This is a genomic window from Streptomyces sp. BK79, assembly GCF_044142145.1.
GTDB lineage: Bacteria > Actinomycetota > Actinomycetes > Streptomycetales > Streptomycetaceae > Streptomyces.
The window spans coordinates 349,288-372,907 of the sequence record NZ_JBHVOC010000003.1 but is presented as its reverse complement, the minus strand read 5'-3'; the positions used below and the strand labels follow the sequence as shown (position 1 = coordinate 372,907).

Genomic DNA, 23,620 nt, shown 5'->3' with positions numbered 1-23,620 from the left:
GGAACATGGGACGAGTCACGGAACGACGCAAGGTGATCCGCGTACGGGACGGGGCGGTCTCCACCCGCCCGGACACGCTCGTCGCCGAGGAACCAATGGAGATCCGGCTGAACGGCAAGCCCCTCGCGATCACCATGCGCACGCCCGGCGACGACTTCGCGCTGGCCGCCGGGTTCCTGGTCAGCGAGGGGGTGCTCGCGGAGCGGGGGGACCTCCAGAACATCGTCTACTGCGCGGGAGCGACCGCCGACGGGACCAACACCTACAACGTCGTCGACGTGCGGACCGGCCCCGGCGTGACCGTCCCCGACATCACCCTGGAACGGAACGTCTACACGACCTCCTCCTGCGGGCTGTGCGGCAAGGCGAGCCTGGACGCGGTGCGCACGACGGCCCGCTGGCCCATCGCCGACACTCCCCCGCTCCGCGTCACCCCCGCGCTGCTGGCGAGCCTGCCCGACCGGCTGCGCGCCGCCCAGCGGGTCTTCGACCGGACCGGCGGTCTGCACGCGGCGGCGCTGTTCACCGAGGACGGCGAGCTGGTGGACGTGCGCGAGGACGTCGGCCGGCACAACGCCGTCGACAAGCTGGTCGGCCGCGCCCTGCAGAACGGGGACCTGCCGTTGTCCCGCTCCGTCCTGCTGGTGTCGGGGCGCGCCTCCTTCGAGCTGGCCCAGAAGGCCGTGATGGCGGGCATCCCGGTGCTGGCCGCGGTGTCGGCGCCGTCCTCGCTCGCGGTGGACCTGGCCGCCGAGACCGGCCTGACCCTGGTGGGCTTCCTGCGCGGCACCTCCATGAACGTGTACGCGGGTGAGGACCGGGTCGCCCTGCGGGCCGCGGCCGCCCAGGGCTGACCCGGTCCCCGCGGCACGGCGGCGGGGCCCCGACCGGCGGGGAGCGCCCCCTGCGCCGCAGGGGCCCCGTCTCGGCTCCCGGCCCCCGGTCCCGGACTCGCCGCGGCCCTTCACCAGCCCCGCGGGCGCCCCAGGAAGTGCCCTCGGACGACACGCGTCTGATCATCCGTCAGCCGCGTACATGTACTGATGTACTGATGTCCTGACGACCGGCTCCCGTCCAGCCGCCCGAAGGGCAGACCGCTCCATGCCGTCACCTCCCCGCACGCGTCCGCGCTCCCCCCTGCTCGCCCTCGCCTCCCTGTGCGCCCTGGCCGCCTCCGCGCTCCCCGCCCACGCCGAGCCGAGGGGCAGGGCGGCCCAGTTCGAGCAGCAGGTCCTCTTCGAGGCGGACCAGGACCCCGGGGGTTACGCCTGCTTCCGCATCCCGGCGATCGTGCGGACGACCGACGACACCCTGCTGGCCTTCGCCGAGGGGCGCGTCCTCAACTGCGGGGACGCCGGGGACATCGACATCGTCGTCAAGCGCTCCACGGACGGCGGACGCACCTGGGGTCCGCTCCAGGTCGTCAACGACGGCGGCGGCGACACCCACGGCAACCCGGCCCCGGTCGTGGACCGCACCACCGGCCGCGTCCTGCTCGTCGAGACGTACAACGCGGGCCGCACGGACGCCGCGGGCTGCTCGGTGCCCTGCGCCCGCACGCCGCACCTCCAGTACAGCGACGACGACGGCCGCACCTGGTCCGCGCCGCGCGACCTGAGCCCCGAGATCCTGCCGCCCGACTGGAACTCCTGGTACGCCACCGGCCCGGTGCACGGCGTGCAGCTCACCGGCGGCAGCCACCCGGGGCGGCTCGTCGTCGGCGTCAACGCCGAGACCTGGGACCACGAGCGAAGCGAGATGGGGGTCCCCCCGGCCGGAGGCCGGGGGAGGGTCTCCGCCAACCACGCGGCGCTGTTGGTCAGCGACGACGGCGGCGAGCACTGGAAGGTCGGGGCCACGGACACCTGGCCCGTCGCCGCCGACGGCACCTTCCGGCAGAAGCCCTCCGAGGTCACCCTCTCCGAACGCGCCGACGGCACACTCCTGGTCAGCGGCCGGGAGGAGAACGGAACCGACCTCGGTCACCGGACCCAGACCGTCAGCCGCGACGGCGGCGACAGCTTCGCCGCCCCCTTCCGTACCCTGCCGGACCTGTACACCCCGCAGGTGCAGGGGGCCGTGCTCCGCCTCGGCGACCGGATGCTGCTGTCCGCGCCCGCCGACCCCGACCGCCGCCGGACCATGGCCGTGCGGTCCTCCTACGACGGCGGCGCGACCTGGGACAGCGTGGACCGGGGCACGGTCGTCACCCGGGACTGGTCCGGCTACTCCGACATGGTCGCCGTCGACGACACCACGGTGGGCCTGATGTACGAGGCCGGGCCGGTGGACGCCCGCGACGAGATCCGCTTCGCCCGCTTCACCGAGGAGTGGCTCCAGCCACGCCGGGGCGCCGATCCCACCACCCCCGACCTCACGCCCGGGGCGGCGCCCGCGACCGTGCTCGGCGGCGCGGGGACGACGGACGGCGCGGTGGGCGGCGCGCTCTCCTTCGACGGCGCCGACGACGCCGTACGGCTGCCGTACGACGGGCGGCTGCCGCTCGGGGACGGGGACTTCACGGCGTCGCTGTGGTTTAGGTACACGGCGGTGGACGGGGAGCAGCCGCTGCTGTGGATGGGCGGGGTGGGCACCACGCAGCCCCAGGTGTGGCTGCGGGCCGAGCCCGGCAACGGCAGGATCCAGGGCCTGATCACCACGCGGGAGGGCGGGGCGGCGCCGCGCTCGGCGTGGGTGCGCACCGACCGCGCCCACAACGACGGCCGGTGGCACCACCTGGCCCTGCGCCGCGGCGGGGGCCGGCTCACGCTGTTCGTCGACGGTACGCCGTTCGGCGCGGCGGACGTGCCCGGATCGGTCAGCCGGAACTCGCCGTTCGGTGTGCACGTCGGGGAACGCGTGGACGGCAGGGCCCGCTTCACCGGCGCGATCGACGAGGCGCACGTGTGGAACCGGGCGCTGACCGACGAGGAGATCGCCGCGGGGAACCCGCCCTCCGCCCTCGGGAACACGGTGCTGCACCTGCCGCTGGACGCGGTGACGGCGGGCGGGTGAGCGGGCCGTACCGGCTCAGCGGCCGCCTCCGCCGGCGGCACCGGCGGTGGCGCGCGGCGGCGCGGCGGCCCGCGCGTCGGCGTCCGCATCGCGCGCGCGGCGCTTGGCGATGACCGCGCACACCATCAGCTGCATCTGGTGGAAGAGCATCAGCGGCAGCACGGCCAGCGAGGCCTGGGCGCCGAACAGGACGCTCGCCATCGGCAGTCCGGCCGCGAGGGACTTCTTCGACCCGGCGAACTGGATGGCGATCCGGTCCGCCCGGCCGAAGCCCAGCGCCTGCGCTCCGTACCAGGTCAGCAGCAGCATCACGGCGAGCAGCACGGCCTCGACGGCCAGCAGTCCGGCCAGCCGGGCCGGGCTGACCCGCCCCCAGATGCCCTGGACCATGCCCTCGCTGAACGCCGTGTAGACGACGAGGAGGATCGAGCCGCGGTCGACGAGCCCGAGGACCTTCCTGTGCCGGGCGACGAAGCCCCCGATCCAGCGGCGCAGCACCTGTCCGGCGACGAACGGCACCAGCAGGTGCAGCACGATCCCGGTCAGTGAGTCCGCGGAGAACCCGCCCGCGCCGCTGCCCAGCAGGGCGGCGGCCAGCAGCGGCGTGACGACGATGCCGACCAGGGAGGAGAAGGACCCGGCGCAGATCGCGGCGGGCACGTTGCCGCGGGCCAGGGAGGTGAAGGCGATCGACGACTGGATGGTCGACGGGACCAGGGTGAGGAAAAGCAGGCCCTGGTGGAGGGGGTCGGTCAGGAGGACCGGGACGAGTCCGCGCGACGCGAGCCCGAGCAGCGGGAAGACGACGAAGGTGCAGGCCAGCACCGTGACGTGCAGCCGCCAGTGGCGCAGTCCGTCCATCGCCTCGCGGGTGGAGAGCCGGGCGCCGTAGAGGAAGAAGAGGAAGGCGATCGCGGCGGTGGAGGCCCCGGAGGCGACGTCCGCGCCCGCGCCGCGGGCCGGCAGCAGCGCCGCGAGGCCCACCGTCCCGAGCAGCAGCAGGATGTACGGGTCGATCGGCATCCAACGCGGCCATCGCAGGCGTCTCACGGTGCTCCACTTGCTCGTCGCTCGTTCGTTCACTTCTCGTCCGGCGGGGTCGCTCGTCCGGCAGAGTCGCTCGTCCGGCGGGGTCGCGGGTCCCCGCTCCATCGTGCTCCCTCCTCCAGCGATCGGGAATCCGGTACACCGCTCTGACTGTCATCACGGTCCGCGATAAGCTGCCCGCGTGTACGACCCTTCCCACCTGCGCACCTTCCTGTCGGTGGCCCAGACGCTGAGCTTCACGCAGGCCGCCCGGCGGCTCGGGCTGCGCCAGTCGACGGTGAGCCAGCACGTGCGGCGGCTGGAGGACGCGACCGGCCGCCAGCTCTTCAGCCGCGACACGCACTCCGTGGAGCTGACGGAGGACGGGGAGGCGATGCTCGGGTTCGCCCGCCGCATCCTCGAGGTGCACGAGCAGGCGACGGCCTTCTTCACCGGCACCCGGTTGCGCGGCCGGCTGCGGTTCGGGGCGTCCGAGGACTTCGTGCTGACCCGGCTGCCGGAGATCCTGGAGGGCTTCCGGCACGACCACCCCGAGGTCGACCTGGAGCTGACCGTGGAGCTGTCGGGCACGCTGCACGAGCAGCTGGCCGCCGGGAAGCTCGACCTCGTCCTGGCCAAGCGGCGGCCGGAGGATCCGCGCGGCGAGCCGGTGTGGCGCGACCGGCTGGTGTGGATCGGCGCGGAGCGGCTGCGCCTCGATGCGGACCGTCCGGTGCCGCTCATCGTCTATCCGCCGCCCGGCATCACGCGCGCGCTCGCGATGGAGGCCCTCCAGCGGCAGGGCCGGGAGTGGCGCGTCGCGTGCACCAGCGGCAGCCTCAACGGCCTGATCGCGGCGGCCCGGGCGGGCCTCGGCGTGATGGCGCACTCCCGCGGGCTCGTCCCGCCGGGCCTGGTGCGGGTGCCGGAGCGGGCCGGGCTGCCGGAGCTGGGCCGGGTCGACTTCGTGCTGGTGCACGGCCGGCGCCACCCCTCCGCGCAGGGTGCGGCGGACGCCCTCGCGTCGGCGATCCTGGCGAGCGGCGACCGTCTGCACCGGCCCGGGCGCCGGGGCCTCGGGCAGCCGGACTACCGGCCGTGAGCGGGTGTACAGATCTCGTGGAGATTACGCCACCGAAACTTACTCAATGGTCAGGAAAGTGTCCGGCCCTTCCCCATGTGGGCGCATTTTCTCTCGCTGACCAGCGCGGACACGGGCCCCGACCGATCGTGGCACCCCTGCCGCCGCCGACCGGCGTGGGGTAGCTTTCACCGCGCCGTGCGGGGCGTCACCAGGAACGGGGAGCGGGGTTTGCGCGAGTTCACCAGTCCTCCGTCGACGTCGGCACCACCGGTGGGCGGGCTGGCCGACGTCGTCTTCCGGCATGCCCAGGACGACCCGGACCACATCGCGCTCGGCCGCAAGGACGAGGCGGGGCGGTGGCGGGACGTGACCGCCGGCGCGTTCCGCGACGAGGTGCTCGCCCTCGCCAAGGGCCTGCTGGCGCAGGGCATCCGCTTCGGCGACCGGGTCGCCATCATGTCCCGCACCCGCTACGAGTGGACCCTCTTCGACTTCGCCCTGTGGACGATCGGCGCCCAGGTGGTGCCCGTCTACCCGACCTCCTCGGCCGAGCAGTGCCAATGGATGCTGTACGACGCCGAGGTGACCGCCGCGGTCGTGGAGCACGAGGACCACGCGATGACGATCGCGACCGTCATCGACCGGCTGCCGCACCTGCGGGGCCTGTGGCAGCTGGACTCCGGCGCCGTCCAGGAGCTGTACGACGCGGGCGCCCACCTCGACGACGAGGTGGTGCACCGGCACCGCAACGCGGTCACGCCGGACACGGTCGCCACCGTCATCTACACCTCGGGCACCACGGGCCGCCCCAAGGGCTGTGTCCTCACCCACGGCAACTTCATGTACGAGGCGGACACCGTCATCGACCGCTGGGAGCCGGTGTTCCACTCCAGGAAGGGCGACGAGGCGGCGACCCTGCTGTTCCTGCCGCTCGCCCACGTCTTCGGCCGGATGGTGGAGGTCGCGGCGATCCGCGGCAAGGTCCGCTTCGGGCACCAGCCGCAGCTCAACGCCGCCGCCCTGCTGCCCGACCTGGCCGCGTTCCGGCCGACGTTCATCCTGGCCGTGCCGTACATCTTCGAGAAGGTGTTCAACTCGGCCCGGCGCAAGGCCGAGAAGGAGGGCCGGGCGGGCCCCTTCGAGAAGGCCGTGGACGTGGCCGTGAAGTACGCGCAGGCGGTGGAGGAGAGGGCCTGGGGCGTCGGCCCCGGCCCGTCGGCGGGCCTGCGCGTGCAGCACCAGCTCTTCGACAAGCTCGTCTACGGCAAGGTGCGGGCGGCGCTGGGCGGCCGCCTGCGCAACGCCATGTCGGGCGGCTCCGCGATGGACCGGCGCCTCGGCCTGTTCTTCGCGGGCGCCGGCGTGCAGATCTACGAGGGCTACGGGCTGACCGAGTCCACGGCCGCCGCCACCGCCAACCCGCCCGAACGCACCCGCTTCGGCACCGTCGGCCGCCCCGTCCCGGGCGTCACCGTGCACATCGCGGAGGACGGCGAGATCTGGCTGAACGGCGACAACGTCTTCCAGGGCTACCTGAACAACCCCAAGGCCACCGACGAGGCCCTGCGGGACGGCTGGCTGGCCACCGGCGACCTGGGCGCGCTCGACGAGGACGGCTACCTCACCATCACCGGCCGCAAGAAGGAGATCCTGGTCACCTCCGGCGGCAAGAGCGTCTCCCCCGGCCTGCTGGAGGAGCGCGTCCGCGACCACCCGCTGGTCAACCAGTGCATCGTCGTCGGCAACGACCGCCCCTACGTCGCCGCCCTCATCACCCTCGACACCGAGGCGGTCGAGCACTGGCTGGCGATGCGCAACAAGCCCCGGATGCCCCCGGCCGAGCTGGTGCACGACGCCGACCTGGAGACGGAGGTGCGGCGGGCGGTCGTCGCCGCGAACACGCTGGTGTCCCAGGCCGAGTCGATCCGCACCTTCCGGATCCTCGCCCAGCCGTTCACCGAGGAGCACGGCCTGCTCACGCCCTCGCTCAAGCTGAAGCGCAAGGCCATCGAGAAGGCGTACGACGCCGAGGTCGAGGCGCTCTACACGGCCTGAGTCCGCCGGTCAGGAATGCACGGGAGCCCGTGATCGTTGACGATGTGAGTACCACCTGACCACAACCGAAGGATCAAGAGCTCGTGAGCAGCAAGGTCCCCCCGATCACCCTGAACAACGGCGTCGAGATGCCCCAGCTGGGCTTCGGCGTCTGGCAGGTGCCGGACGACGAGGCTCGCACGGCCGTCGCGTCGGCCCTGGAGGCCGGGTACCGCAGCATCGACACAGCGGCGATCTACGGCAATGAAGAGGGCACCGGCAAGGCTCTAGCCGCCTCCGGCATCGCCCGCGAGGACCTCTTCGTCACCACCAAGCTCTGGAACAGCGACCAGGGGTACGACGCCACGCTGCGGGCCTTCGACACCTCGCTGGACAAGCTCGGCCTGGAGTACGTGGACCTGTACCTGATCCACTGGCCCATGCCGGCCAAGGAGCGCTACGTCGACACCTACAAGGCGTTCGAGAAGCTGCTCGCCGACGGCCGGGTCCGGGCCATCGGCGTCTCCAACTTCCTGCCGGAGCACCTGGAGCGGCTGATCGGCGAGACGTCGGTCGTCCCGGCCGTCAACCAGATCGAGCTGCACCCGCACCTCCAGCAGCACGCCGCCCGTGAGTACCACGCGGAGCAGGGCATCGCCACCGAGGCGTGGTCCCCGCTCGGCCAGGGCAAGGGCCTGCTGGAGGTCCCGGCGATCGTGGCGATCGCCCGCAAGCACGGCCGCACCCCGGCCCAGGTGGTGCTGCGCTGGCACCTCCAGCTGGGCAACGTGGTGATCCCGAAGTCCGTGACGCCGTCCCGGATCGAGGAGAACATCGACGTGTTCGACTTCACCCTGGACACCGAGGACCTGGCGGCCATCAGCGCGCTGAACGAGGACCGGCGGCTGGGCCCGGACCCGGCGGAGTTCAACGGCTGACGCGCCGCCCGAGCGGTCGGCACGACGAGGGGCCCGGTCGGCGACCGGGCCCCTTCGCGTGTCCGGCGTCCGCGTCAGGCCGGCCGTACGGCGGTGTAGACCGTGTGCGCCACCAGCACGAACACGTCCTGCCGCCGGTGCACGCCCGCCTCGTCGTCGGGGTCGAGGAGCCGGTCGAGGGTGGCCCGGTCGGTGGCGTCCAGGCCGTCCCCGATCCGCTCCCGCAGCCGGGACAGCGAGGCGGCGACGTGGGCGCGTGCCGCGTCCGGCACGGGGGCCGGCAGATCCAGCAGGAAGCTGCGGGTGCCGGTGTGCTTCAGTCCCGCCGCGGTCAGCATCGCGGGCCAGTCCTCGGTCTCGGCCACCGTGCCGGGCAGGCTCGCGCGCATCTCGGCGAAGAAGTCCTCCTCCACGGCGTGCATCCTGGCCTGCAGCCCCGGGCGGCCGATGCCGAGGTCGCGGGGGAGGAACCGGGCCGGGAGGCCGCCCTCCAGGACGGCCAGCGTGCCGCCGGGGGCGAGGTGCGCGGCGAGGGCGGCGAGGGCCGCGCGCTGGTCGCCGAGGTGGTGCAGGCTCTGGCTCGCCCACATCAGGTCGGCCGGATAGTGCAGTTCGCCCAGCACTGCGGGAAGGTCGCCGGTGAGGGTGGTGAAGCGGTCGCCGACGCCGAGGCGGGCGGCCCGGTCGCGGGCCCGCTCCAGCAGCGGTGCGGAGCCGTCGACGGCGACGACACGCGCGCCGGGGAAGGCCTCGGCGAACAGGCAGGAGACGACGCCGGGCCCACTGCCGACGTCGGCGACCAGGCCGGGGGCGGGCACGTCCTCGGCCAGCCATGTCATCGCCTGCCGGTACAGCGGTGCGTACAGCTCCGCCTGCGCCTCCAGCACCGGGGCCATCTCGGCCCAGTCGAGGTGGCCGTGGTCGTGATCGTGGCCATGGTCATGGCCGTGGCCGTGGCCGTGGCCGTGATGGTGGTCGTGGTCCTGATCGTGCGCCATGCTGGTCAGCCTCCCGTTCGCGGTGTCGCCAGAGTGCGACGACCCACCGCGCCGGGGCAAGTTCTGTTGCCGCTTTCGCAAACAGGGCAGCCGTCGGGGCCAGGCCGGGAGGACCGGGCCCCGACGACGTCACCTGCCGGCGTCACCTACGCCGGAATCCGCTCAGGACAGCGGCGGGTAGGCGTTCTTCATCAGCTCCTGGAACTGCGCGGAGAACCAGTGCCCGGACACCGGGGCGTCGCCCAGGGCGCCCGACATGCTGTTGCCGTTGCGCGCGTTGCCCGTGTACGTGGGGTCGCACATCCGGTCGAAGCCCTTGCCCTCGTCGTTCGGGATCTCCTTGCTCGCGCCGTCGGACTCGCCCGGGGGCTTCATCCAGACGTACGCGTCGATCCCGGCGGCGGGAGAGGCCTTCGGGCGCTCGCCGAGGCCGGCTCCGGCCTGGTTGCACCAGTTGCCGAGGTGGATGCGGCGGTCGTAGCGCCCGCCGTTGACGTAGGTGTCCACGTTGGTCGTCGCACCCGGTCCGGTGGGCCGGGCGGTGCCGCCCCAGCCGTTGCGGGAGGTGTCGATCAGCATGCCGAGGTTCCGGTCGAAACCGAGCGAGACCAGCTTGTCGCGCATGGCCTGGGCGTAGGACAGCTCGTCGGTGTACTGGTTCCAGTCGACCCACTTGGACTGGCGCACGGAGGTTCCGTTCACCGAGTCCGTGATCTTGAAGTTCTCCTCCTTCAGGGCGCTGTAGTTGGCGGTGTTGACGATGAAGCCGTGCACGTCGGCGACGGTCGCCCCCTCCGTGGTGGCGGCGGACTTGAACATCTCCGCGGAGGGACCGAAGTTGCTGTCCCAGCCGAGCCAGCCGTGGTGGCCGGCGTCGACGTAGTTGTAGACGTTGCCGATGTCGCCGAGCTTGTTCAGGGCGTAGCCGACGCCCTTCTGGTAGTTGCCGTTGGCCTTCATCACGTCGCAGTTCGGCGTGGCGGTCGGCCGTCCGCTGACGTTGGTCACCAGGTTGGGCAGCGAGTCGATCTCGACCGTGGTGACGATCCTGAGGCCCGCGTACTTCGGGTCGGCGAGGATCGCGGCGATCGGGTCGATGTACTGCGTCTTGTACTTGTCGATCTCCGTCGGGCCCAGCTCGCCGTTGGAGGCGAGGGCCGCGCAGTCACGGCCGGGCAGGTTGTAGATCACGAGCTGGACGGCGAGTTCGCCGGAACCCTTCTGGGTCAGCGCCTCGTCGAGGTGGTCGCGCAGCCCCATGCCGCCGTTCACACCCTCGATGGCGGCGATCCGGTCGAGCCACACGCCGGTGGGCTGGTTCGCGATGCGGCTGCCGCCCGGCTCGGCGGCGGCCTTCGCGGACCACTCCGGGTTCACGTAGACCTTGGCGCCGGCGTAGGGGTTGTCCACCCTGTCGCCCGTCTCCGGCGGGTCCGTCGGGTCCGGCGGATCGGTCGGTCCGCCGCCGCCGTCGACGTTGCAGGTCACGCCGTTGAGGGTGAAGGTGGCCGGGACGGCGTTGCTGCCGCTGTAGGTGCCCTGGAAGCCGAAGCTCGCCGAACCTCCCGTGGCCAGCGCGCCGTTGTAGCTCTCGTTGGCCGCGGTGACGGCGGCACCGCTCTGGCTGACCTTCGCGTTCCAGCTGTTGGTGACCTTCTGGCTGCCGGCGTACGTCCAGCCCAGCGACCAGCTGGAGGTGGCGGCGCCGTTGTTGGTGACGGTCACGGCGGCGGTGAAGCCGCTGCCCCAGTCGTTCTGCACCTTGTAGTCGACGGTGCAGGGGACGGCCGCCGCTCCGGCGTTCGCGGAATGGGCCGCGAGGGCCGTGCCGGACGCCCCGGCGACCAGCGTCAGGGCAGCGAGCATCGCGGTTCTGCTACGGGTCATGAGTGCGGGTTCCTTCTTTGGTGGGGGTGCGGGTGCTGTCGTCCGGGGCCACGCCCGTACCGGGCGCGGCCCGCTGCCGGACGGCATGGGGGTGCCGCCGCTTTCGGAGGTCAGGAACGGCCCGCGGGCACGGTGGAACCGCCCGGGGGAGGTACGAGTCGGCCCGCCGGCCGAGGACGCGTCGGACCAGCCGCACCGGCGGCTAAAAGTCCTGAACACGGAGGGTGGTGCGGGGGGTGTCGCATGAGCGACTCCTTGCAGTTCGGGCGCCGTGACGGACGCGTCGACTGATGGAACCGCTCCCACTGGTGCCAGTGAAGGTAGCGCCAAGTGACGGTGAAGAACAGAGGAGTTACCGAGATTCTCCCGGCGGCTCCTGTCGAATCTTTTCGACTCGCCACACATCTTGACCGCTCCGCACCCCCTCCCCACTATGGGAGCGCTCCCACTGGTTCAAGGCTTGTTGCTCCTCCCCCACACCTCCCCGAGCCGCAAGGAGGAACCAGCACCATGCATCCCGGACACAGACCCGGCCGCAGACGCCCACGCCGCACCGCGCGGCGCCTGTGGACGGCCGCGCTGGCGGCCCTCGCGTTACCCCTGACCCTGCTGGGTACCGGTTCGACTCCCGCTCAGGCGGCCGCGCTTCAGTGCAGCGTGGACTACAGGACCAACGACTGGGGCTCCGGCTTCACCGCGGAGCTGACGCTCACCAACCGCGGCGCCGACGCCATCGACGGCTGGACGCTGACGTACGACTACGCCGGCAACCAGAGGCTGACCAACGGCTGGAACGGCACCTGGTCCCAGTCGGGCCGGACGGTCACCGTGAAGAACGCCGCCTACAACGGCCGGATCGCGTCCGGCGCCGCCGTCACCGCCGGCGGGCAGTTCACCTACAGCGGCACCAACACCGCCCCGACGAGCTTCGCGGTCAACGGCACCCCCTGCACCGGGGCGCACCAGCCGCCGATCACCGTGCTGACCAGCCCCGAGGCGGGCGCGGTGTACTCGCAGGGCGAGGCCGTGCCGCTGGCGGCCACCGCGGCCGCGGCCGACGGCGCCACGATCAGCAAGGTGGAGTTCTACGACGACACGCGGCTGCTGGGCACCGACACCAGCTCGCCCTACACCTACTCGGCCTCCGGCTTGACCGTGGGCAGTCATTCCCTGGTGGCGAAGGCGTACGACAGCATGGGCGCCTCGGCGGACTCGACGCCGGTCGGCATCACGGTCGCCTCGGGACCGACCGTGGTCGCCACGCCCGCGCAACTCGGCGTCCAGCAGGGCGAGTCGGGTACGTACGAGGTCAAGCTCTCCAAGCAGCCGGCCGCGAACGTCACCGTGACGACGGCCCGGGCGAGCGGCAACACCGGCCTGAGCGTGACCGGCGGGGCGAGCCTCACCTTCACGCCCGCGAACTGGGCCACCGCCCAGAAGGTGACCGTCTCGGCCGACGCCTCGGGCACCGGCTCGGCGGTGTTCGAGTCGACGGCCCCCGGCCACGGCAAGGCCGCGGTCACCGTGACCCAGCTGGCCGCGGCCAAGGACTACGACGCCCGCTTCCTGGAGCTGTACGGGAAGATCACCGACCCGGCGAACGGCTACTTCTCCCCCGAGGGCATCCCGTACCACTCGGTCGAGACGCTGATCGTCGAGGCCCCGGACCACGGGCACGAGACGACGTCCGAGGCGTACAGCTACCTGCTGTGGCTGCAGGCCATGTACGGCAAGGTGACCGGCGACTGGTCCCGGTTCAACAACGCCTGGGAGATCATGGAGACGTACATGATCCCCACGCACGCCGACCAGCCGACCAACTCGGCCTACAACGCCTCCAAGCCGGCGACGTACGCGCCCGAGCTGGACACGCCGCAGGAGTACCCGGCGAAGCTGGACGGCACGGTCTCCGTCGGCCCGGACCCGATCGCCGCCGAGCTGAAGTCGGCGTACGGCACGGACGACGTGTACGGCATGCACTGGCTCCAGGACGTCGACAACACCTACGGCTACGGCAACTCGCCCGGCAAGTGCGAGGCGGGCCCCTCGGACACCGGCCCGTCGTACATCAACACCTTCCAGCGCGGCGCGCAGGAGTCGGTGTGGGAGACGGTGCCGCAGCCCACCTGCGACGCCTTCAAGTACGGCGGCAAGAACGGCTACCTGGACCTGTTCACCGGTGACGCCTCCTACGCCAAGCAGTGGAAGTTCACCAACGCCCCGGACGCCGACGCGCGGGCCGTGCAGGCCGCGTACTGGGCGGACAAGTGGGCCGAGGAGCAGGGCAAGGGCGACGAGATCGCCGGGACCCTGGACAAGGCCGCCAAGATGGGCGACTACCTGCGCTACGCCATGTTCGACAAGTACTTCAAGAAGGTCGGCGACTGCGTGGGTCCGACGAGCTGTCCGGCGGGCACCGGCAAGGACTCCTCGCACTACCTGCTGTCCTGGTACTACGCCTGGGGCGGCGCGGTGGACACCTCGGCGGGCTGGGCCTGGCGCATCGGCTCCAGCCACACCCACGGCGGCTACCAGAACCCGCTGGCCGCGTACGCGCTCAGCACCTACGACGACCTGAAGCCGAAGTCGGCGACGGGCGCGGCGGACTGGGCGAAGTCCCTGGACCGGCAGGTGGAGTTCTACCGCTGGCTGCAGTCCGACGAGGGCGCCATCGCGGGCGGCGCGACCAACAGCTGGGCGGGCCGGTACGCGACCCCGCCGGCCGGTACGCCGACGTTCTACGGCATGTACTACGACGAGAAGCCGGTGTACCACGACCCGCCGTCCAACCAGTGGTTCGGCTTCCAGGCGTGGTCCATGGAGCGGGTCGCCGAGTACTACCAGCAGAGCGGCGACGTACGGGCCAAGGAGGTCCTGGACAAGTGGGTCGACTGGGCGCTGTCGGAGACGACGGTCAACCCGGACGGCAGCTTCCGGATCCCCTCGACGCTGAAGTGGTCGGGCAAGCCGGACACCTGGAACGCGGCCTCCCCCGGTGCCAACGCCTCGCTGCACGTCACGGTCGCGGACTACACCGACGACGTCGGTGTCGCGGCGGCGTACGCCAAGACCCTGACGTACTACGCCGACCGCTCGGGTGACGCGGAGGCGGCGGCGACCGCGAAGGCGCTGCTGGACGGCATGTGGGAGAACGACCAGACCGCGCTCGGCATCGCCGTGCCGGAGACCCGCGCCGACTACAGCCGCTTCGACGACCCGGTGCACGTGCCCAGCGGCTGGACCGGGACCATGCCGAACGGCGACACGATCGACGCGTCGTCGACGTTCTCCTCGATCCGCTCCTTCTACCAGGACGACCCCGCCTGGTCGAAGATCGAGAGCTATCTCGCGGGCGGTGCCGCGCCCACCTTCACGTACCACCGGTTCTGGGCGCAGGCGGACATCGCCCTCGCCATGGGTTCGTACGCGGAGCTTCTCGAATAGCCCCCGCGAGGCGCACCGCGGGTCGGGCGGTTCGTTCTCGGCTGCGGGCCGTGTGTGGCTGGTCGCGCAGTTCCCCGCGCCCCTCGTAGGGGCGCTGTGGGCACCGCTTCTGCCTCGGTGCGCCTGACGGCTCCGCGTGCACGGTCTCGTCACCGGACGACGAGACCACCTGACCGGGTGGCCCCTGCCCACGCCTGGGGCCACCCGGTGCTCGCATGTTCTGCTCCTGACGGAAGGACGGTTCCCCACCGTGCGAAGAACCCGGGTCCTCACCGCTCTGCTGGCCCTGGCGGCCGGCCTCCTGACGGCCGGCCCGCCCGCCGCGCTGGCCGCCGAGCCACCGAAGGCGGCGGCCGTGACCGCCGACACCTACACCTGGAAGAACGCGCGCGTCGACGGCGGCGGCTTCGTCCCCGGCATCGTCTTCAACCGCTCCGAGAAGGACCTGGCCTACGCCCGCACCGACATCGGCGGCGCCTACCGCTGGCAGGAGGCGACGCGGTCCTGGACGCCGCTGCTCGACCACGTCGGCTGGGACGACTGGGGGCACACGGGCGTGGCCTCCCTCGCCTCCGACTCCGTCGACCCGGACCGGGTGTACGCGGCGGTCGGCACGTACACCAACGACTGGGACCCGGGCAACGGCGCCGTGCTGCGCTCCGCCGACCGGGGCGCGACCTGGAAGAAGGCCGATCTGCCCTTCAAGCTGGGCGGCAACATGCCGGGCCGCGGCATGGGCGAGCGCCTGGCCGTCGACCCGCACGACAACGACGTGCTGTACCTGGGCGCGCCCAGCGGGAACGGCCTGTGGCGGTCGACGGACGCGGGCGTGACCTGGTCCGAGGTGACGGCCTTCCCGAACCCCGGGAACTACGCGCAGGACCCGACCGACACGAGCGGCTACGCCTCCGACAACCAGGGCGTCGTCTGGGTCACCTTCGACGAGTCCACGGGGACGGCGGGCGCGCCCACCAAGACGGTCTACGTGGGGGTCGCCGACAAGGAGAACGCCGTCTACCGCTCGACGGACGCGGGCGCGACCTGGCAGCGGATCGCCGGGCAGCCCACCGGCTACCTGGCCCACAAGGGCGTCCTGGACGCGGAGAACGGCTACCTGTACCTGGCCTACAGCGACACGGGCGGCCCGTACGACGGCGGCAAGGGCCGGCTGTACCGGTACGCGACGGGGACGGGCACCTGGACGGACATCAGCCCGGCGGCGGAGGCGGACACCTCCTACGGCTTCAGCGGCCTGACCGTCGACCGGCAGAACCCCGGGACGGTGATGGCCACGGCGTACAGCTCCTGGTGGCCGGACACGCAGATCTTCCGCTCGACGGACAGCGGCGGGACGTGGACGCAGGCGTGGAACTACACGTCGTACCCGGCCCGCGAGAACCGCTACACGATGGACGTCTCGTCGTCCCCGTGGCTGACCTGGGGCGCGAACCCGACGCCGCCGGAGCAGACGCCGAAGCTGGGCTGGATGACGGAGACGCTGGAGATCGACCCGTTCGACTCCGACCGGATGATGTACGGGACGGGGGCGACGATCTACGGCACGGAGAACCTCACGAACTGGGACGACGAAGGCGGCAGGTTCAGCGTCTCCCCCATGGTGCGCGGCCTGGAGGAGACGGCGGTGAACGACCTGGCGGCTCCCCCGTCGGGCGCCCCGCTGCTCAGCGCGCTGGGTGACGTCGGCGGCTTCCGGCACACCAGCCTGACCGAGGTGCCGTCGATGATGTTCACCTCCCCGAACTTCACCACGACCACGAGCCTGGACTTCGCGGAGGCGAACCCGGACGTCGTCGTGCGGGCCGGGAACCTGGACGCGGGCCCGCACGTCGCGTTCTCCACGGACAACGGCGCCCACTGGTCCGGCGGAACCGATCCCTCGGGGGTCAGCGGCGGTGGCACGGTCGCGGCGGGCGCCGACGGCAGCCGCTTCGTGTGGAGCCCGCAGGGCACCGGCGTCCACTTCGCGAACGGCGTCGGCACGTCCTGGCAGGCGTCGGCCGGCATCCCGGCCGGGGCGGTCGTCGAGTCCGACCGGGTGGACCCGAAGACGTTCTACGGCTTCAAGTCCGGGAAGTTCTACGTCAGCACCGACGGCGGCGCCACCTTCACCGCGTCGGCGGCGACCGGGCTGCCCGCCGGCGACAGCGTCCGCTTCAAGGCGCTGCCGGGCGGTAAGGGCGACATCTGGCTGGCGGGCGGGGCGGCGGACGGCCCGTACGGTCTGTGGCACTCGACGGACGGCGGCGCGAGCTTCACCAAGCTGTCCGGCGTCGAGGAGGCCGACACGATCGGCTTCGGCAAGGCGGCGCCCGACGCCTCGTACCAGACCCTCTTCACCAGTGCGAAGATCGACGGCGTGCGCGGCATCTTCCGCTCCACCGACCGGGGCGCCACCTGGACCCGCGTCAACGACGACGCCCACCAGTGGGGCTGGACCGGCGCCGCCATCACCGGCGACCCCCGGGTGTTCGGCCGGGTGTACGTGGCGACCAACGGGCGCGGCATCGTCTACGGCGACCCGGCCGACGGCACCGGCCCGGCCCCCACCGGGGCCTGCGCGGTGACGTACACGATCACGAACCAGTGGCCGGGCGGCTTCCAGGCCGACGTCCGGCTCACCAACACCGGGACGTCCGCCTGGACCGGCTGGTCCCTCACCTGGCCCTTCGCCGACGGCCAGAAGGTGGCCCAGCTCTGGAACGCCGAGCACACCCAGTCGGGCGCGACGGTGACGGCGAGGAACACCGGCTGGAACGCCGGCGTGGCGCCCGGCGCGTCGGTGGGCTTCGGCTTCACGGGGAGCTGGTCGGGGACCAACGCGAAACCGACGTCGTTCATGTCGGGAGGCCGAGCCTGCACGCAGGCATGACAGCCCGGGAGGGCGCGTACCGGCGGCGCGCCCTCCCGGCTCCGTGATCCCCGCGCCCGCTTCGCGCCCTTGTGGCGCCGCCGCCCTTCTTCGACCGTGGTGTCAGTGGGAGTGGTGGCGAGGACAGGGGGCGCCGCATGGCGCGAACGTGGGAGGGCGCGGCAGGGCGGCTGCTGCTCGGGCTGGCGGTGGTGCTCCAGCGAACCGTCGCGGGCCGGACCGCGAAGAAGAGAAACGGCCACTGGCGGGACACCGCCCTGCGCGCCGCGTACCGGCGAGGCGTACCGGTGGAGGTGCTGGCCTCGCGGACGCGGCTGACGCAGCGACGGGTCAGGACGGTGGTCAACGGCGAGAAGCCCCACCGGTGAGCTGAGGAGCACACAGAGGACAGATAACCCAGAACGGGTGAATACGGGCACGCGACGAGGGCACTCCGTTCCGTGGATTCCCCACAGGAACGGAGCCACCGATGATCGTCAAGAAGATGCACGACATGGGCGTCAGGAGCGAGCACGCCTACCTGGCCGCCTTCGCCTCCATCGGCCTCACCGTCGCGGCCTGGGCCACCAGCCTCAAGGTCGAACCCGGCGTCAACGTCGACCGCGCCGACCGCTGGGGCCTCTTCGTGGGCGAGTGGGCACCCACGTTCTTCGGACTCGGCCTCGCACTGTCCCACTACGAGCAGCACGACGGCACCCTCACCGACGACGGCGTCCACATCCACGAAGTCTGACAAGCCAGGCCCCGGTAGCCGTTCCGTCACAGAGCGGTAACCCGCGTTCACAGATTCCTCACATGTGGTCTAACGTGTTCCAACGTTCAACCTTGGGGGAATCATGTCGTTCCATCAGCCGCCGCCTGCCCGACCCCCGTTCCCGGAGCCGCCTCCGATGCCGCCCGGGCCACCGCCGGGCGGGCCGACGTGGGCGCGGAAGCGGTACGTGATCCCGGCCGCCGTTCTCACCCTGTTCGTCGGTGTCGGCATCGGCGCCGCGGGAGGCGGCGAACCGGAGAAGACGAGCGCGGCCGCCGAGGCGCGGCCGACCGTCACCGTCACCGAGTCCGCCGCCGCGAAGCCCGTGAAGGACGACGAGCCGAAGCCGGCGCCCACCGTGACCGTGACGGAGACGAAAACGGTCAAGCCGAAGGCCGAGGACAAGCCCGCGGACCCGCCGGCCGAGGCGGGCTCCGCGGGCGAAGTCGTGTTCAAGGTGTGGGGATCCGCTCCGGCCGGTGTCGACATCAACTACGGCAGCGACACCGACAGCCGGTCGGGCAAGGGTCTGCCGATGACGAAGACACTGAAGCTGGACGGCGAGGCCATGTACTACAACGTGTCCGCGCAGCTCATGGGCGGCGGGGACATCAACTGCTCGGTGACCGTCGACGGGCAGACCAAGAAGGGGCACGCCTCCGGCGACTACAACATCTGCATGGCGCAGCTGAGCAGCGGCTTCCTCGGCGGATGGGACTGACGGACGTGCGCGGTCGCGTGACCGCGGTGAATGGCCGCTCCGCCGGACGGTGAGGTCACTGCCGGAGACTTGCGGCAGCCGCTCCCGTGAGGTGAGCGGCTGCCACGTACGAGTACCCGTCGGGCAGAGGGCAGCAGGTCAGGGATCAGGGTGTGTACACCGTCGGTCTCGGTGCCGTCGTCATGCCGGCGCCCAGGAAGAAGCTCGGGTGCGGGGGCTGGTTGTAGGCGGTGTTCTGCCAGGCCAGGGCCGTGCGGTACTGGGTGTCGTGGAGGAGCGTCGTGATGCGGCGGTCCGTGTCGTGCGGGGTGGAGTAGATGCGCAGGGCCCTGTTGTCCGACGTACGCCAGACGACCTCCTCCCGCCAGTCGCCGAGGATGTCGCCGGACAGGACCGGGGTGGCCTTCGTGCCGTTGTTGGAGGCGACGCCGGAGCCGGTGAGCAGGCGGGTGTCGCCGGAGGTGCCGTACTTGTCGACGCGGGTGGCGTCGAGGAGTTCGCGGACCGGGTCGCCGTCCCACCAGGACAGGAAGTTGGCGCTGGAGGGCTTGCGGCTGTTGACCACCGTGCCCTTCGGGTTGCGGATGCCGCTCTCCGCGGACGACCAGGACTCGGCGCCCGCGCTGCCGGACCAGATGTCGGCCGAGACGCCCCGGCCGTTGTCGCCGCTCGCGCCGGTGGCCCAGATGATCTGGCCGGTGCGCGCGTCCGCCATCCAGGATGACGGCTTCGAGCTGTCCTCGTCGACCTTGAACTCCTCCAGGCCCGCGCGGGACGGGTCGAGGTCGCCGACGTGCATGGCGTCACCGTGGCCGTTGCGGGTGGTCCACAGGGCGTTGCCGTTGTCGTCGACGGCCATCGCGCCGTAGACGATCTCGTCCTTGCCGTCGCCGTCGACGTCCGCGACGGACAACTGGTGGTTGCCCTGGCCGTCGTAGCCCTTGCCGGCGTTGGTGGAGGAGTTGGTGTCGAAGGTCCAGCGGCGGGTGAAGGCGCCGCCCCGCCAGTCCCAGGCGGCGATCACCGAGCGCGTGTAGTAGCCGCGCGCCATGATCAGGGAGGGGCGGGAGCCGTCCAGGTAGGCCGTGCCGGCCAGGAAGCGGTCGACGCGGTTGCCGTAGGAGTCGCCCCAGGAGGAGACGGTGCCGCGGGCGGGTACGTAGTCGACCGTGCCCATGGCCTTGCCGGTGCGGCCGTCGAACATGGTCAGGTACTCGGGGCCGGTGAGGACGTAGCCCGAGGAGTTGCGGTGGTCGGCCGAGGAGCTGCCGATGACCGCGCCGGTGCCGTCCTTCGTGCCGTCGGCGGTCTTCATGGCGACCTCGGCCCGGCCGTCGCCGTCGTAGTCGTACACCTGGAACTGCGTGTAGTGGGCGCCGGAACGGATGTTGCGGCCCAGGTCGACGCGCCACAGGCGGGTGCCGTCGAGCTTGACGCCGTCGACGATCGTGTTGCCGGTGTAACCGGACTGGGAGTTGTCCTTGGCGTTGGTCGGCTGCCACTTGAGGACGAGGTCGAGGGCGCCGTCGCCGTCGAGGTCCCCGACGGAGGCGTCGTTGGCCTCGTAGGTGTAGGAGACGCCGTCGGGGGTGGTGCCGCCGGCGGGCGGGGTGATCGGCACGTCCTTGTAGCCGGACCGGAACTGGACCGCGTGGACGGAGTCGCCCTGCTCCGTGCCGTTGACGACGGCGCGGACGGTGTAGTCGGCGTGGGAGGGGGCGCCGGCGTGGAAGAAGGTGGTCGTGCCGGTGACGGGCGCGGAGTTGACCTTGGTGCCGGCCCGGTAGACGTTGAACGCCACGTTGTCCGGGTCGGTGCCCAGCCAGCGCCAGCCGACCAGGTTGCCGTCGCCGGTGTGGACGCTGACCACGCCCCGGTCGAGGGCCTCGACCTGCCGGGCGGTGGCCGCCTCGGCGGTGCCGGTGGTGAGCGTGGTCAGGCCGGTGCCGACGAGCGTCGCGGCGGCGAGGGCCGCGCCGAGGACGAGCGGGCGGCGTCTGCGGTGCGTGCGGGGGTGGGGGCGCGTGTGGGGGTGGCTCACGGGACGAACCTCCTGGGGGTCGGACGGGTTCCGTCCCTCAGTCGCCGCCCGGAGCGGCCGGGTTGCCGCCCACCGCCCACGACTTCCCCCACGGTCTGCCCGACGGCTTCCCGTGACGCCCCACGCCTGCCTACGGCTTCGCGAACGCCCTCAGTGTGAACACCGGGTCGGGCCGGGGCCGGTCCTGGTCCGGCAGGGCGGCGAGCCGGGCCGCGAAGTGCTCGGCGCGCGGATCGCCCGGCGGCAGCGTGACGAACCAGCCGCGCCGGAGGTCGGCGATCGTACGGCGCGGGCTGCGGCCCTGTCCGTGGCCGGTGAAGCGGGCGTGCCCGGCCGGGACCAGGCCGTGGGCGCGGGCGTGGGACTCGACGAGGTCGGCGGCGTCGTGGGCGGTGCTCGGCGGGCGGGCGGCGAGCACGGCGTCGATGTCGCTGCCCACGTTGTGCGAGGCACCTTTGTCGACCGTCGTCACGTACACCCCGCCGGGCCGCAGGACGCGCGCGCACTCGCCGACGATCGCCCGCACACCGTCCGCGCCGTCGGCGAGGTGCAGCAGCCACACGCTGCCGACCGCGTCGAACTCGCCGTCCCCGAAGGGCAGCCGGCGGCTGTCGGCGAGCACCACGGCACCGGGCAGCCGGGCGGCGGCACGCCGGGCCATCGCGGGCGCGAGGTCGGCGCCGGTCACGCGCAGGCCGGGCCGTCCGTCCGCGAGCCGCCGGGTGACGATGCCGGTGCCGCAGCCGACGTCGAGCAGCTCGCGCGCCCCGGGCGGCACGAGGCTCAGTACGGCCCGTGCGGCGGCCTCGGCGCGGGGCTCGCCGCCGCGGGAGGCGTCGTAGACTTCCGCTTCCTTGTCGTAGTCGAGCACACCGTCAGTGTGCCCCGTGGCCGGTGGCCAGGTCCTCCACCCTGCGGGCGAGCTCGATGTCCTTCTCGGTGACGGCGCCGCCCGCGCTGTGGGTGTGCACGGCCAGCGAGACCGTGTGGTACGCGAGCGTCAGGTCGGAGTGGTGGTCGAGCTCCTCCTGGACCTGGGCGATGTGCACGACCATCGCGGTCGCGGCGAAGTGCGAGCCCAGCCGGTAGGAACGGGTGAGGCGGCCGTCGTCGAGGGACCAGCCGGGCAGCTCGGCCAGCCGCTCCTCGATCTCCTCTTGCGACAGCGGTTCGACGGGCATGGGCCTCACTCCTTCTCCTGGGCGTCTCCTCGGCGGCCGCTCGCGCGGCGCACACCTCCTCAGCCTGCCACAGCGGGGCCGCCCCGGCCCTGGCCGAGCGCCGGCCGCTCCCGGCGCGGCCCGCCGTCGACTACCGTCGGGGCATGACCGCACTCGCGCCCGGTACCGCACCCACCCCCACCCCCCAGGGCGGGCCCGGCACCGCATCCGCCACCCAGGGCGTGGGCCCGCTGCTGCGGGCCTGGCGGGAGCGGCGGCGGGTCAGCCAGCTCGAGCTGGCGCTGCGCGCCGACTCCTCCGCCCGGCACATCAGCTTCGTGGAGACCGGCCGCTCCCGGCCGAGCGAGGAGATGGTGCTGCGGCTCGCCGAGCACCTGGACGTCCCCGTGCGGGAGCGCAACGCCCTGCTGCTGGCGGCCGGTTACGCCCCGCGCTACCCGGAGACGCCCCTGGACGACCCGGCGCTGGGCGCGGTGCGCGAGGGCATGGAGCGGCTGATCCGGGGCTACGAGCCGTACCCCGCGCTGGTCGTCGACGCGACCTACCGGGTGCTGGCCGCCAACCGGGGCATCTCGATGCTGCTGGACGGCGTCGCGGAGCACCTGCTCGAACCGCCCCTCAACGCGATGCGGCTGACCCTGCACCCCGAGGGACTGGCCCCGCGCGTGCGCAACCTGCGCGAGTGGCGCGGGCACCTGCTGGAGCAGATGCGGCGCCAGATCGCCCTGCACCGCTCGGCGCCGCTGCGGGCGCTGTACGACGAGGTGGCGGCCTACCCGGTGCCGGCCAGCGGCGCGGGCGAGGAACCGGACGAGCCGGTGCCGTACTTCGCGCTGCCGCTGCGGATCGAGCACGAGGGCCGGACCCTGTCGTTCATCTCGTCCATCTCCACGTTCAACACCCCGATGGACGTGACCGTCGCCGAGCTGGCCATCGAGACACTGCTCCCGGCCGACCCGGCGACGGTCAAGTACCTTCACACCCTGTTGCCCTGACGCTGCCTCAGCGCCGCGTACTGGAGCAGGGCGAACCCGGCGACGGTGAGGGCCTGGAGCACGGTCCACACCGCGCCGGCCGTGGTGGGCGTCAGCCACAGGCCGAGGGCGGCGAGACTGACCGCCGACCACGCGAGGTTGGCCTCGACGACGGCCCGGACGGCGAGGGCGGGCGGCTCGGGGCGCGCGGCCAGCAGGGCGACGCACCCGGCGTACACCGCCAGGAACGCGCCGAGGCCGAGCAGCAGCCCGGAGTCCACGCCGAGGAACCGGCCGAGCGGCCCGGACAGGGCGAGGTAGGCGACCGCGTTGGTGCCGGTCACCACCGCGTCGAGGGCGAGGAAGCGGCGCAGCATCAGCCGCGGTTCGGCGGTGCGGGCGAGGACGGCCAGCTGGTTGGTGGACATGACGAGTCACCCTCCGTCGGGATCGGACACGCTGCGGGAAGCCGGGTGCCGGACCGGAGTGCGCCGGCCCGGAACCCGTTGACTCCACTCTCCCGGCCGGGCCGCGCACGGTCGATTACCCGGCAGGTAATGATGTTGATCCGCCGGCACCCCTGTGAGGCCGGTGGGGGAACGTGACAGACTGCGGGCGGACTTGGGCGCGTTG

General features: G+C 72.3%; 18 protein-coding genes. 11 read left to right on the top strand and 7 right to left on the bottom strand.

Translation table 11 applies throughout. The features are described from left to right. The first annotated feature begins 5 nt into the window (after positions 1-5). Both fdhD and ACFIF2_RS05470 read left to right on the top strand, forming a co-directional pair. Positions 6-854 carry a formate dehydrogenase accessory sulfurtransferase FdhD gene (fdhD, locus tag ACFIF2_RS05475; RefSeq protein ID WP_395571338.1) on the top strand — a complete coding sequence of 283 codons (849 nt, stop codon included), beginning with the start codon at positions 6-8 and terminating at the stop codon, positions 852-854. 247 nt (positions 855-1,101) lie between these two features. After that, positions 1,102-3,015, top strand: coding sequence for an exo-alpha-sialidase (locus ACFIF2_RS05470; protein WP_395571337.1), 1,914 nt, complete (start codon positions 1,102-1,104; stop codon positions 3,013-3,015). Between the two features lie 15 nt (positions 3,016-3,030). On the opposite strand, the gene ACFIF2_RS05465 is transcribed toward ACFIF2_RS05470, so the two are convergent. Continuing rightward, positions 3,031-4,038, bottom strand: a complete 1,008-nt coding sequence (locus ACFIF2_RS05465) for a bile acid:sodium symporter family protein (protein ID WP_395571390.1) — start codon at positions 4,036-4,038, stop codon at positions 3,031-3,033. Positions 4,039-4,243: 205 nt separating this feature from the next. On the opposite strand from ACFIF2_RS05465, the gene ACFIF2_RS05460 reads away from it, so the two are divergent. From ACFIF2_RS05460 to ACFIF2_RS05450, 3 genes are all read left to right on the top strand, one after another. Beyond that, positions 4,244-5,143 (top strand): LysR substrate-binding domain-containing protein, encoded by a 900-nt coding sequence (locus ACFIF2_RS05460; RefSeq protein WP_395571336.1) that lies wholly within the window; start codon positions 4,244-4,246, stop codon positions 5,141-5,143. A 210-nt stretch (positions 5,144-5,353) separates the two neighbouring features. Continuing rightward, entirely contained in the window at positions 5,354-7,180 is a 1,827-nt protein-coding gene (locus ACFIF2_RS05455) for an AMP-dependent synthetase/ligase (RefSeq protein ID WP_395571335.1), read from the top strand. An 83-nt stretch (positions 7,181-7,263) separates the two neighbouring features. Next, positions 7,264-8,097 carry an aldo/keto reductase gene (locus ACFIF2_RS05450; protein ID WP_395571334.1) on the top strand — a complete coding sequence of 278 codons (834 nt, stop codon included), beginning with the start codon at positions 7,264-7,266 and terminating at the stop codon, positions 8,095-8,097. Positions 8,098-8,171: 74 nt separating this feature from the next. Here ACFIF2_RS05450 and ACFIF2_RS05445 read toward each other — a convergent pair whose 3' ends face one another. Together ACFIF2_RS05445 and ACFIF2_RS05440 are read right to left on the bottom strand one after the other, a co-directional pair. Beyond that, complete coding sequence (locus tag ACFIF2_RS05445; protein WP_395571333.1) at positions 8,172-9,095, bottom strand: class I SAM-dependent methyltransferase; 924 nt, start codon at positions 9,093-9,095, stop codon at positions 8,172-8,174. A 162-nt stretch (positions 9,096-9,257) separates the two neighbouring features. Beyond that, positions 9,258-10,982, bottom strand: a complete 1,725-nt coding sequence (locus tag ACFIF2_RS05440) for a glycoside hydrolase family 6 protein (RefSeq protein ID WP_395571332.1) — start codon at positions 10,980-10,982, stop codon at positions 9,258-9,260. Between the two features lie 510 nt (positions 10,983-11,492). On the opposite strand from ACFIF2_RS05440, the gene ACFIF2_RS05435 reads away from it, so the two are divergent. From ACFIF2_RS05435 to ACFIF2_RS05415, 5 genes are all read left to right on the top strand, one after another. Further along, on the top strand, positions 11,493-14,426 hold the full coding sequence (locus ACFIF2_RS05435; protein WP_395571331.1) for a glycoside hydrolase family 48 protein: 2,934 nt from the start codon (positions 11,493-11,495) through the stop codon (positions 14,424-14,426). A gap of 250 nt (positions 14,427-14,676) precedes the next feature. Further along, positions 14,677-17,316 carry a cellulose binding domain-containing protein gene (locus ACFIF2_RS05430; protein WP_395571330.1) on the top strand — a complete coding sequence of 880 codons (2,640 nt, stop codon included), beginning with the start codon at positions 14,677-14,679 and terminating at the stop codon, positions 17,314-17,316. A 137-nt stretch (positions 17,317-17,453) separates the two neighbouring features. Further along, positions 17,454-17,684: a hypothetical protein gene (locus ACFIF2_RS05425; protein WP_395571329.1), complete on the top strand. Its 231-nt coding sequence runs from the start codon at positions 17,454-17,456 to the stop codon at positions 17,682-17,684. A gap of 101 nt (positions 17,685-17,785) precedes the next feature. Beyond that, the gene (locus ACFIF2_RS05420; protein WP_395571328.1) at positions 17,786-18,049 is read left to right on the top strand and encodes a hypothetical protein; all 264 of its coding nucleotides are present in this window, start codon (positions 17,786-17,788) and stop codon (positions 18,047-18,049) included. Between the two features lie 208 nt (positions 18,050-18,257). Next, positions 18,258-18,791 carry an MmpS family transport accessory protein gene (locus tag ACFIF2_RS05415; RefSeq protein ID WP_395571327.1) on the top strand — a complete coding sequence of 178 codons (534 nt, stop codon included), beginning with the start codon at positions 18,258-18,260 and terminating at the stop codon, positions 18,789-18,791. A gap of 145 nt (positions 18,792-18,936) precedes the next feature. Here ACFIF2_RS05415 and ACFIF2_RS05410 read toward each other — a convergent pair whose 3' ends face one another. From ACFIF2_RS05410 to ACFIF2_RS05400, 3 genes are all read right to left on the bottom strand, one after another. Further along, positions 18,937-20,832: a rhamnogalacturonan lyase gene (locus tag ACFIF2_RS05410; protein WP_395571326.1), complete on the bottom strand. Its 1,896-nt coding sequence runs from the start codon at positions 20,830-20,832 to the stop codon at positions 18,937-18,939. Positions 20,833-20,962: 130 nt separating this feature from the next. Continuing rightward, on the bottom strand, positions 20,963-21,703 hold the full coding sequence (locus tag ACFIF2_RS05405) for a class I SAM-dependent methyltransferase (RefSeq protein WP_395571325.1): 741 nt from the start codon (positions 21,701-21,703) through the stop codon (positions 20,963-20,965). Positions 21,704-21,707: 4 nt separating this feature from the next. After that, positions 21,708-22,013 carry a 4a-hydroxytetrahydrobiopterin dehydratase gene (locus tag ACFIF2_RS05400; RefSeq protein ID WP_395571324.1) on the bottom strand — a complete coding sequence of 102 codons (306 nt, stop codon included), beginning with the start codon at positions 22,011-22,013 and terminating at the stop codon, positions 21,708-21,710. A 143-nt stretch (positions 22,014-22,156) separates the two neighbouring features. On the opposite strand from ACFIF2_RS05400, the gene ACFIF2_RS05395 reads away from it, so the two are divergent. Continuing rightward, a complete protein-coding gene (locus ACFIF2_RS05395) occupies positions 22,157-23,008 on the top strand; it encodes a helix-turn-helix domain-containing protein (RefSeq protein WP_395571323.1) in 852 nt (283 codons plus the stop codon). Here the strand turns inward: ACFIF2_RS05395 and ACFIF2_RS05390 are convergent. Further along, the gene (locus ACFIF2_RS05390; RefSeq protein ID WP_395571322.1) at positions 22,990-23,415 is read right to left on the bottom strand and encodes a hypothetical protein; all 426 of its coding nucleotides are present in this window, start codon (positions 23,413-23,415) and stop codon (positions 22,990-22,992) included. The genes ACFIF2_RS05395 and ACFIF2_RS05390 overlap by 19 nt on opposite strands. Positions 23,416-23,620: the final 205 nt, after the last annotated feature.

Coding starts and splice junctions, on each gene's coding strand:
- ACFIF2_RS05395 (WP_395571323.1), top strand. CDS start 22,157: ATGACCGCACTCGCGCCCGGTACCGCACCCACCCCCACCCCCCAGGGC.
- ACFIF2_RS05470 (WP_395571337.1), top strand. CDS start 1,102: ATGCCGTCACCTCCCCGCACGCGTCCGCGCTCCCCCCTGCTCGCCCTC.
- ACFIF2_RS05440 (WP_395571332.1), bottom strand. CDS start 10,982: ATGACCCGTAGCAGAACCGCGATGCTCGCTGCCCTGACGCTGGTCGCC.
- ACFIF2_RS05425 (WP_395571329.1), top strand. CDS start 17,454: ATGGCGCGAACGTGGGAGGGCGCGGCAGGGCGGCTGCTGCTCGGGCTG.
- ACFIF2_RS05400 (WP_395571324.1), bottom strand. CDS start 22,013: ATGCCCGTCGAACCGCTGTCGCAAGAGGAGATCGAGGAGCGGCTGGCC.
- ACFIF2_RS05465 (WP_395571390.1), bottom strand. CDS start 4,038: ATGCCGATCGACCCGTACATCCTGCTGCTGCTCGGGACGGTGGGCCTC.
- ACFIF2_RS05435 (WP_395571331.1), top strand. CDS start 11,493: ATGCATCCCGGACACAGACCCGGCCGCAGACGCCCACGCCGCACCGCG.
- fdhD (WP_395571338.1), top strand. CDS start 6: ATGGGACGAGTCACGGAACGACGCAAGGTGATCCGCGTACGGGACGGG.
- ACFIF2_RS05445 (WP_395571333.1), bottom strand. CDS start 9,095: ATGGCGCACGATCAGGACCACGACCACCATCACGGCCACGGCCACGGC.
- ACFIF2_RS05420 (WP_395571328.1), top strand. CDS start 17,786: ATGATCGTCAAGAAGATGCACGACATGGGCGTCAGGAGCGAGCACGCC.
- ACFIF2_RS05390 (WP_395571322.1), bottom strand. CDS start 23,415: ATGTCCACCAACCAGCTGGCCGTCCTCGCCCGCACCGCCGAACCGCGG.